At 46.7% G+C, this 9,032-nt stretch carries 19 protein-coding genes; 18 read left to right on the top strand and 1 reads right to left on the bottom strand.

All coding sequences use genetic code 11. From position 1 onward, the window contains the following. Positions 1-30 precede the first annotated feature (30 nt). The 18 genes from C0623_10630 to C0623_10545 all read left to right on the top strand — a co-directional run bounded on the left by C0623_10630 (position 31) and on the right by C0623_10545 (position 8,793). A complete protein-coding gene (locus tag C0623_10630) occupies positions 31-510 on the top strand; it encodes a hypothetical protein (GenBank protein ID PLX99024.1) in 480 nt (159 codons plus the stop codon). Positions 511-636: 126 nt separating this feature from the next. Then, positions 637-1,539 carry a hypothetical protein gene (locus C0623_10625; protein ID PLX99023.1) on the top strand — a complete coding sequence of 301 codons (903 nt, stop codon included), beginning with the start codon at positions 637-639 and terminating at the stop codon, positions 1,537-1,539. Between the two features lie 175 nt (positions 1,540-1,714). Next, a complete protein-coding gene (locus C0623_10620; protein ID PLX99022.1) occupies positions 1,715-2,005 on the top strand; it encodes an addiction module antitoxin RelB in 291 nt (96 codons plus the stop codon). Positions 2,006-2,014: 9 nt separating this feature from the next. Further along, on the top strand, positions 2,015-2,314 hold the full coding sequence (locus C0623_10615; GenBank protein PLX99021.1) for a putative addiction module antidote protein: 300 nt from the start codon (positions 2,015-2,017) through the stop codon (positions 2,312-2,314). Between the two features lie 144 nt (positions 2,315-2,458). Continuing rightward, complete coding sequence (locus C0623_10610; protein ID PLX99020.1) at positions 2,459-2,824, top strand: hypothetical protein; 366 nt, start codon at positions 2,459-2,461, stop codon at positions 2,822-2,824. Between the two features lie 150 nt (positions 2,825-2,974). Continuing rightward, the gene (locus C0623_10605; protein ID PLX99019.1) at positions 2,975-3,418 is read left to right on the top strand and encodes a DNA mismatch repair protein MutT; all 444 of its coding nucleotides are present in this window, start codon (positions 2,975-2,977) and stop codon (positions 3,416-3,418) included. Between the two features lie 183 nt (positions 3,419-3,601). Further along, complete coding sequence (locus C0623_10600; GenBank protein ID PLX99025.1) at positions 3,602-3,844, top strand: type II toxin-antitoxin system prevent-host-death family antitoxin; 243 nt, start codon at positions 3,602-3,604, stop codon at positions 3,842-3,844. After that, positions 3,841-4,104, top strand: a complete 264-nt coding sequence (locus C0623_10595; protein ID PLX99018.1) for a Txe/YoeB family addiction module toxin — start codon at positions 3,841-3,843, stop codon at positions 4,102-4,104. The genes C0623_10600 and C0623_10595 overlap by 4 nt, the downstream gene beginning before the upstream one ends. Positions 4,105-4,270: 166 nt before the next feature. Next, a complete protein-coding gene (locus tag C0623_10590; protein PLX99017.1) occupies positions 4,271-4,552 on the top strand; it encodes a plasmid maintenance system killer in 282 nt (93 codons plus the stop codon). A gap of 10 nt (positions 4,553-4,562) precedes the next feature. Further along, positions 4,563-4,859, top strand: coding sequence for an addiction module antidote protein, HigA family (gene higA / locus C0623_10585; GenBank protein PLX99016.1), 297 nt, complete (start codon positions 4,563-4,565; stop codon positions 4,857-4,859). 127 nt (positions 4,860-4,986) lie between these two features. After that, positions 4,987-5,739: an SAM-dependent methyltransferase gene (locus tag C0623_10580; GenBank protein PLX99015.1), complete on the top strand. Its 753-nt coding sequence runs from the start codon at positions 4,987-4,989 to the stop codon at positions 5,737-5,739. A 135-nt stretch (positions 5,740-5,874) separates the two neighbouring features. Beyond that, positions 5,875-6,117, top strand: a complete 243-nt coding sequence (locus tag C0623_10575; protein PLX99014.1) for a hypothetical protein — start codon at positions 5,875-5,877, stop codon at positions 6,115-6,117. A gap of 155 nt (positions 6,118-6,272) precedes the next feature. Continuing rightward, positions 6,273-6,683, top strand: coding sequence for an aldehyde-activating protein (locus C0623_10570; protein PLX99013.1), 411 nt, complete (start codon positions 6,273-6,275; stop codon positions 6,681-6,683). Between the two features lie 152 nt (positions 6,684-6,835). Continuing rightward, a complete protein-coding gene (locus C0623_10565; protein ID PLX99012.1) occupies positions 6,836-7,105 on the top strand; it encodes a hypothetical protein in 270 nt (89 codons plus the stop codon). A 145-nt stretch (positions 7,106-7,250) separates the two neighbouring features. Continuing rightward, entirely contained in the window at positions 7,251-7,547 is a 297-nt protein-coding gene (locus tag C0623_10560) for a hypothetical protein (GenBank protein PLX99011.1), read from the top strand. A gap of 96 nt (positions 7,548-7,643) precedes the next feature. Beyond that, a complete protein-coding gene (locus C0623_10555) occupies positions 7,644-7,850 on the top strand; it encodes a hypothetical protein (GenBank protein ID PLX99010.1) in 207 nt (68 codons plus the stop codon). A 138-nt stretch (positions 7,851-7,988) separates the two neighbouring features. Next, positions 7,989-8,354: a hypothetical protein gene (locus tag C0623_10550; protein PLX99009.1), complete on the top strand. Its 366-nt coding sequence runs from the start codon at positions 7,989-7,991 to the stop codon at positions 8,352-8,354. Between the two features lie 52 nt (positions 8,355-8,406). Then, positions 8,407-8,793, top strand: coding sequence for a hypothetical protein (locus C0623_10545; GenBank protein PLX99008.1), 387 nt, complete (start codon positions 8,407-8,409; stop codon positions 8,791-8,793). Between the two features lie 2 nt (positions 8,794-8,795). On the opposite strand, the gene C0623_10540 is transcribed toward C0623_10545, so the two are convergent. Beyond that, a partial coding sequence (locus C0623_10540) for a hypothetical protein (GenBank protein ID PLX99007.1) occupies positions 8,796-9,032 on the bottom strand: 237 nt, incomplete at its 5' end.

The following is a 9,032-nucleotide window of genomic DNA, read 5'->3' as shown; positions in this document are numbered from 1 at the left end:
TCCGTTAGCCGTCAAAGAAGAGAATTCAGCATGTTGAAACTGTATCGGTTTTCTGAAACGAAAAAAGAATATTGGGAAACCTGGGAAAATAACGATGGTTCCCACACCGTCCACTGGGGAGAACTCGGCACAACTGGCGAACAAAAAACTGTTAAAAAATCCCTCATAAAATCCCCAACTAAAATCATTCAAAAGGAAGTTGACAATTTGATTGGGCAGGGCTTTGCCCCCATAGACATTGACGACCACAGAATACTCTTAATTGAGTATCTCATTGAAGGAATGGGGTCAGAGTCTGACCTCAACAAAAGACACCAATTACAAGACCGAATGGACGAAGTTTTAGGCTGGTCGGGCTTGGGCCACTGTGACGGTGGCAGTATTGGGAGCGGTACTATGGAAGTATGTAATTTTGTCGTAGACTTCGAGGTAGCAAAATCTGTAATCGAGAAAGACCTGAAGGATACGGAATTTTCCAATTATTCAAGAATCTACGACGAAAATGCATAAAGACGGCTAACCAAATGCTTAAGCGGACAGGTTGGGGCTGCGGCGGTTTGCGTAAAGGTTTCTACTAAATTCAAAGACCGAGCACTGCCGCTTAGCTCGGTCCGTTATGTGTAAAAAGGGGGGCAATTGGAAAAAATATTTCTTGTCATAGATGAATCTGGCGCCAAAGGTTATTCAGATAATAGAGAAAAGCATTTTGGTGAAGTTGGTGTTATGGCGGGTTTTTTAGTGCCTGAAAAATACCTAGAAAGTGTGCGTACTGATTTAGAATATATTAAGAAAAAATATTTTACTGATGGAAAAGTTCATATAACAGACTTAGAACCAGAAAACCAAGAATCTCTTAGACAAGAAATTTTTGAATATATTCTTCATAGAAACATCATCTGCCTCTTTGAGGCAATTCACAGTGAGGGTTTCTTTCAACAGTCTGAATTTGTAAAAAATCTCCACAAAGAGGCGAGAGAGCGGAGACGCTCTAAAGTAAAAGTCTCAAAAAATGAAAAAAAAGAACTTTTACATGAACAATTATTTCAGGGGGCATTCGGCAAAGCAATTGCGATGTGTCAAGACAATGTAGGAGAAATTTTTCATCTTTCCGTAATAACTGATCAAATTGATTTGAGCATAAAGAAAAAATTTGAAAATGCCGCAGAGGAGCTTCTCAATTTTGGTAATAAAAAAATTAAAATAGTTACTGGATTCGACCCAGAAAAAAAAGAGAAGGTTACGGGGGCAATCACTACAAGCATTGAAAATCACAAAGAAATACTTGGCGATTTTTCTGGAATCAATTACTCAATTGAATGTGAAGACTCTGGGCTAACCCTTGCAGCGGATGTGATAGCAAACAGCCTGAACTATCACTTCACTAAGAGGCCCGAGGAAAACCTGGGTGCCCCTTTAAACACAAAGAGTGCATTAGAAGGCTATCCACTTGAAAGCATAATGTATGGCCTGTGGGAATCTGAGGAATTAAATTATTTTTCAGACGCAATTTTCATGCACCCAGAAGATCCTTCAAAATGAAGTACACATAACCATAAAATCAAGCGGACGAAAAATAGCTGAGTGTTTCCGAAAAGAAAAAACTTCGGTTGATCCCGTACCGTCGCGTCGTCGCCGCTTATCTAAATCCGTTAGGGCACACCGTAGCATTCATATCTCCATTGACAATGTGTAGCCGGGGGGATACACTTTCATCATGATCGAAATCCGCAAAACAGAAGTTTTCGTTGCATGGCTCGACAGCCTAAGTGATATCCGTGCAAGAGCACGTGTTCTGGTCAGAATAGAGCGTCTTTCCACTGGAAACCCTGGAGATGTCAAACCAGTTTCCGAAGGTGTCTCGGAGTTGCGGATCGATTATGGGCCTGGATACCGAGTGTACTTTAAAAAACGCGGACGTGAATTGGTTATTCTTCTGGCCGGTGGTGACAAAAGCACCCAAACCAGAGACATCAAAAAGGCCCTGCGTCTCGCCAAAGAGCTTTAGGAGATCATGATGAAAAAAACATCGACAAGCCGCTACGATGTTGCCGAACATCTTCGCACCCCAGAGGAAATGGCCGCCTATCTTGAAGCGAGCATGGAAGAGGCTAACGGAGATGCAGCCTTTATCGCCAAAGCGTTGGGTGATATCGCACGTGCCAAAGGGATGTCACAGGTCGCGCGTGACACAGGCCTTTCAAGAGAAAGTCTATATAAGGCCCTCTCCGGTGAGCGCACTCCCGGGTTTGATACGATTCTTAAAGTTGTTTCGGCCCTGGGTCTAAAGCTGCACGCTGAAGCCACACACAGTTGATCCATGCCCTAACCATGCACTCAAGCGGACTGGGTGACACGGCGGCGGTTCGCGTATAGGTTTCTACACACTTGAAAAGGACCAGCTCCAGCCCGCTTAGCTTGGTCCGTTAGCTATCTAAATAATTTATACACAGGAGTGGCCATGATTAAAGTAATTAAAAATGGTACTGATCGCCTGGATATTGAACTCAGCGGAAAACTAAATACTGAGGAAATGAAAGTTGCACTGGACGAACTTTGCGACAAATCAAAAGATATTGAAAACGGAAAGATCCTTTATGAAATTATCGACTTTCACCTACCATCCCTTGGAGCAATTGCAGTTGAATTTTCTCGCCTGCCATCAATATTTGACCTTATGAAAAAATTGGATCGCGCAGCAATTCTAACTGATAAGACGTGGTTAAAAAAAGTAAGTGAATTTGAAGGGCACTTGGTTCCAGGACTTGAAATCAAAGCATTCGGTAGAGATCAAAAAGAGGCCGCAGAGGCTTGGCTTTCGAGTTGATTTATACTTTTCAGAAAAATAGCTAACAAACTAATCATCCGGTCGGGAAATACGTCTGTGCTAAATTGAAAAGCAAAATCTAAAATTGCGGTGGTCGGCAAGCAGTTCGTTGCCGCCGGTTATCATGAACCGTTATGCTCTGGAAAAAATATGGAATTTCATTATTTAGCAAGAGGTATCACCTACGTAAATGGCCAAATATTATTGGCCCGTCAGAGGGGAGCCATTAATACATTTCTGCCTGTGGGACACATCCGCAACGGCGAGTCGGCCGAGGCCGCCCTGGCAAGGGAGATTGAAGAAGAAATAGGAAATAAAGTTATTGTGAAGCGCTTTATTGGTGCGGTCGAGTCTACCTGGAAAGAAAACGAACTAGAGAATCATGAGATAAATTTAGTTTTTGAATTCACAATGCCAGACATTGATTGGACGACTCCACCATGCTCGAATGAAAATCACTTAGAGTTCATCTTGGCGGAACCAACAGAACTGAAAAAATACAATCTACAGCCATACCCCTTAGTTAAATGTATTATGAATTGGAAAGACAATTATAATTGTTTCTGGGGTTCAACCATTAATCAATATACATAACAAACTAATCAACCAGACGGAAAATATGTCTGTGTGAATCTGAAAAGCAAAATGTCTAAAATTGCGGTGGTGTTCGAACATTTCGTCGCCGCCGATTATCATGAACCGTTAGCCCACACAACAGACCTGATTGACAATGCCCCGCAGATAGCGTACGATTTAACGTACGCAAAGGAGGCACCAATGACCACCATCACGGCAACTGAAGCCAGAAAGCTTCTCTATAAACTCCTCGACGACGTATCCGAATCGCACGAGCCCATCCAGATCACCGGCAAGCGCAACAGCGCGTTTCTGGTGTCAGAAGATGACTGGCGCGCAGTACAGGAGACACTCTATCTGCATTCTGTTCCCGGCATGAAGGAGTCGATCATTGACGGCATGAAAACGCCTGTCGAAGAGTGCGATGAGGAATTGGACTGGTGAGTTGGAGGCTGGTCTACACCAAGCATGCCCAGAAAGATGCAAAGAAGCTTTCCGCTTCTGGGTTGAAACCGAAAGCGCAACAATTACTCGACATCCTTACAGAGAATCCCTTTCAAAATCCACCGCCATATGAAAAGCTCGTTGGCGACCTGGCTGGTGCTTACTCGCGTCGCATCAACATCAAACATCGGCTTGTCTATCAGGTTCTCGAGGATCTTCGTACAGTGAAGGTACTGCGCATGTGGACGCACTACGAGTAGGGGCTATCCAAACGCTCAAGCGGACTGGGTGACACATCGGCGGTTCGCGTAAAGGTTTCTACACAATTGAAAGTGACCAAGCCCAGCCCGCTTAGCTTGGTCCGTTATGCCCCACCATAACGCATAACGCTTGACGTTATGCGTTATGGCAATTACAATATAAATCATGATCCAGTCATTCAAATGTAAAGAAACGGAAAAAGTGTTTAATAGGGTTTTCTCCGGAAAATTTCCCAATGACATACAACGAGTTGCCTTGAGAAAACTCCGCATGCTTAACCGTTCCACAATTCTGAATGACTTAAGAGTCCCACCCTCCAATCGCCTCGAGCCGTTAAAAGGTCGCAGAAAGGGACAACACAGCATCAGAATAAATGATCAGTGGAGAGTCTGTTTTAAATGGCGAGATGGAGACGCCTTTGATGTAGAGATCGTTGACTACCATTAGGAGATAAAATATGAATAAAATTAGCCCCATACATCCTGGCGAGATTCTTCTTGAAGAATTTCTGACCCCAATGCACTTAAGTCAGAATAAAATTGCTAATGACATGGGAGTTCCGCCTCGCCGTATCAATGAAATTGTGCACGGGAAAAGAAAAATCACTGCGGATACGGCTCTTCGCCTGGCTCACTACTTTGAAATGTCACCACAATTCTGGCTTGGCTTACAAATGGACTATGACCTTGATGTTGAAGAGGACAGACTTGCTGACCGCTTGCCTGCCGAAGTCAAAACATATAACGCGGCATAACCAAATGCTCAAGCGGACTGGGTGATACACGGGCGGTTCGCGTAAAGGTTTCTACAATCTTGAAAAGGACCAGCTCCAGCCCGCTTAGCTTGGTCCGTTATGGCTACAATAGAAGAAGGTTACGAGAGTGGATGAATTGCAATTACTTATAGACCTCCATAAGGACGCAACTCGACAAGGCCCTGGAGGTGATGAAGAAACAAAGAAGGCCATTGATCTTGCCAATATAGATCGAAATGCACCATTGAAAATTGCCGACATAGGCTGTGGTACAGGTGCTTCAACGCTGATTTTGGCACATCTGCTTAATGCAAAAATCACGGCCGTAGACTTCCTCCAGGACTTTTTAACCGTTTTGGAAACGAGAGCTCAGAAAGAGGGCGTTGCAGAAAAAATCACTTCTCTTTGCGCTTCGATGGACAGTCTCCCGTTTGAGGAAGGGGAGTTTGATGTTATCTGGTCCGAGGGCGCGATCTACAACATCGGGTTTCAAAAAGGTGTCGCAGATTGGAAGCGCTATCTGAAGCCTGACGGGCTTCTTGTTGCATCAGAGATTACATGGACAACCAGCAATCGCCCTGCGGAGATTGAAGCTCACTGGGCCAATGAATACCCCGAAATCGACACGGCCTCTGCAAAGATCAAATTACTGGAGGAAAATGGCTATTCACCGATCGGCTACTTCGTGTTACCGGAGCATTGCTGGCTGGACGAGTATTATCGTCCAATGCAGGTCAGATTCGATGCTTTTCTAAGTCGAAACGGCAACAGTAAAGAAGCATGTGAGATTGTGGCCGCCGAACGACACGAAATTGATCTTTACGAAAGAAACAAAGCCCACTTTAGTTACGGGGTCTATATTGCGAGAAAGCATAGATAAAAGGGCGAACAATGCGCTGCACTGGACGGGGATTCCGCTGTGCTACATCCCCGCCAGTGAGCTTAGACGTTAGAGGAGCATAAGGGNGGGTGGTTTTATTCATCTGCAGACACGAACACGCCAAGGAGGGGATCTATGCATGAAAAGGAACGGAGACAATCCGTCGTTATGGCCGGAGTTAGACTGGAGATTATTGCCACTCGAATCGGTGAGAGCGAGTGGTCGCTCTCAGTACTCAACACATTGGGAGTCAGTTCAACATGGACTGAGTTTCTTCCATCGGCTGACGAAGCCATCCGGGCAGGGCTTGAAGCCATAAAAACCGAGGGGGTTGAAGCTTTCACCGACATCTCAGATTTCGATTATCTGCTGGAATGAGCCTGTTTATACGGCAGTCTGGCCAGTTGAAACCGGCTGACCAAGCGGACAGTTGTTACGGCGGCGGTTCGCGATAAGGTTTATACTAAATTGAAAAGGCCAGGCCCGCTGCTTAGCTCGGTTCGTAGGCAGAAAAACAGATCAAGGAGAATCAGATGTCTGAAACCATTACCGGATCTTGTTTGTGCAGTTCAGTTCAATACACAATAAATGAAGAAATTAAGTCGATCGTAAATTGCCATTGCAATACATGCAAAAAAATTACGGGCGGGGCATTCGAAACTATCGCCGTAATCGAAGAAAAGAATCTGGAAATTACTGCGGGGGAAAACGTGCTGACTACTTATCAAATAAGTGAAAATGCCAAAAAACATTTTTGCGGCACATGCGGCACTCCAATTTTTAATTTACTCAGTAAATATCCGGGCCGCTGCATGGTTCAGGTTGGCTCATTTGACCAACCTTCTCTCGTAACACCCGCAGTAAATATCTTTTGTGAAAGCATGCTGCCATGGGTAAAGGGGATTGCTGAGCTAAAATGCTTTGAGCAGCTTCCCACAAAATAGAAGCTGCCGAACAAGCCAGGCAACCGGGCGGAAAGCGTTTGTGTTAGACTGGAAAGAAACCTGAAATTGCGCCGGTCGGCCGAAGGTCGCGTTGCGTCGATTATCATGAACCGTTAACCGTCTAAATGTAATCCGAAGGCTTTGTTTTAAACATGTTCTTTCTAAGGTTCGTCGTTTTAATAATTATCATACTGGGGGTTCTGATCTATTTGATATCGAACAGACTCAGATTGGAGTTTTTCAAAATCGGCGGTGAGAAGCAATCCCTTCTGGGTAGCCACAGTGAAGGGTTCAAGTCTTTTTGTGAAAACCCGCCAGCGGAAAGGGTTTCAATACTATTAAAACTTCAAAAGAAGCTTTCAATTGCACTTATTGCTGCAATCGTTGCATTTTTTCTTATTATCCTGGCTGCAGCGTTATGAAAACAGCGGGCAGCTAACATCGACAAAAGATCCTTCTGGGCAAAATTGAAACACTCAAATTAAAATTGCGATGGTTCACACAGGTTCGTGGCGCCGCCATGAGTTAAACCTGGTAAACGCCAATAAAGAAACCGGAAACCGCTATATGCTTATCGGCTTATTGATGCTGCTTGGACCGGCCGTGATCTTCATCATCACCCTTCCTTTTTCGGGATGGCTCAGGTCCGGTTTGCGCAAGACCTATCTGATCGTCGGTGGAACAGTCGTCTTTTTGGGAAGCGGCACCTCGTACTATTTTGCCGCTTACGCCGGTGACCAGGGGGGTATTGCCGCGTACTTTCTGCAAATGGCCGTTATCGCAACCTATCTCCTGTTGTCAGTCGGCCTGGCAGGCTGGAACTGGTTGTTAATCCGCAGAAACGAGGGGGCAGCTGACAGTTAACAAATACCAGGGCAATGACAAGCCCGGATCATGTTTACCGGCAAAAATAGTGAAAAAGGTGTCGGCACAACGCGTCAATTATTGTAGGATTGGTCCATGAGCAGTAACGATCCCGAAAAATCCCCCTGGATATGCCACGTTTGTGACTACACCTCCACCGACACCGAACCGGTCGCCTGCGCCTTCTGTTACAAGGTGACCTGCGCCACCCATCTTGCCCACAAGACCATGCTGAACAAAGAGACCGGACTCTACGAACTGCAGCCGATCTGCGTCGAGTGCCAGATCCGGCCACATCTTTAAGCTGGGGGCTGGAAAGTTTACAGCACTGTCCCGTCCGTTCAAATCTCATCCAGAGAAAAGTTCCCTGCTATTGACCTGGCCGGTTGCCAGAGCCCTGATCAGCGATATAGTTTACCTGTAGTCATAACGGGAGGAGCTATGATCGAATTTTCGCTCGATGAACAATCCGGCATTCTTCACGTGCATCCGCTCGATCCTCTGACGGAAGAGGATTTCAAGGAACTGGCGGCAACGGTCGATCCTTACATCATCCGGTCCGGCGCACTGAAGGGGCTGATCCTCGAAGTGCCGAAGTTCCCGGGCTGGGAAAGCATCAGCGCCGCACTGAGTCACTTTCGTTTCGTGCGTGATCATCACCGCAAGGTTCAACGGGTCGCCGTGGTTACCGATTCAATGCTCGCCGAGCTGGCCGAACACCTCGCCCGCCACTTCATCGCCGCCGAGATCCGCCAGTTTAAGACGACCGATCCAGAAGCTGCCCGGGATTGGGTGAAAGAGGCCTGATTCCTGAACCAATAAGCGTCCGCCGAGCCAGCGGGTGGAAAGGATAAACTTCATGTCATACTGTTTCAGCAAACAGCTCGATTGCGGCTTTGAAGAAGCGATTTCGCGGGTCACCGCCGAGCTGCAGAAGGAAGGGTTCGGAATCCTCTCCGAGATCGATGTGACGGCCAAGCTCAAGGAGAAGATCGACGTCGATTTCCGGCCCTACCGGATTCTCGGTGCCTGCAATCCCGCCTACGCCCACAAGGCGCTGCAGGCCGAACCGAATATCGGCACCATGCTGCCGTGCAATGTCGTTGTCCAGGTGACCGACGACGGCCGGACCGAAGTCAGCGCCATCGACCCGGTCGCCTCGATGCAGGCGGTCAACAATCCCGGCCTCGAACCGATTGCCGGCGACATCAGAGCCAAGCTGTCGGCGGTCATCGACCGACTCTGACCTTATGGGCAAAGCACAAGAAAAATAGCCTTTGACTCACCCCCGAAGCTCTTGAGGTCGCTTCCGCCAGCGCGTCCACTGAACCGCAGCCCAACCGCAACCGCCACGAAGACGAACTGCGTTTGCCTCAAGGTAAACTCCCCGTCAGCACAGTTGAACTGAAACAATTTAGACCGCATGAAAAAGCCCCCGGCAAGGGAGCGGTTTCTTTGGTTCGTTTCTTTATCGCTCAATAAAGA

It is taken from the genome of Desulfuromonas sp., assembly GCA_002869615.1.
GTDB lineage: Bacteria > Desulfobacterota > Desulfuromonadia > Desulfuromonadales > UBA2294 > BM707.
This window is presented reverse-complemented; position numbering and strand designations above follow the sequence as displayed.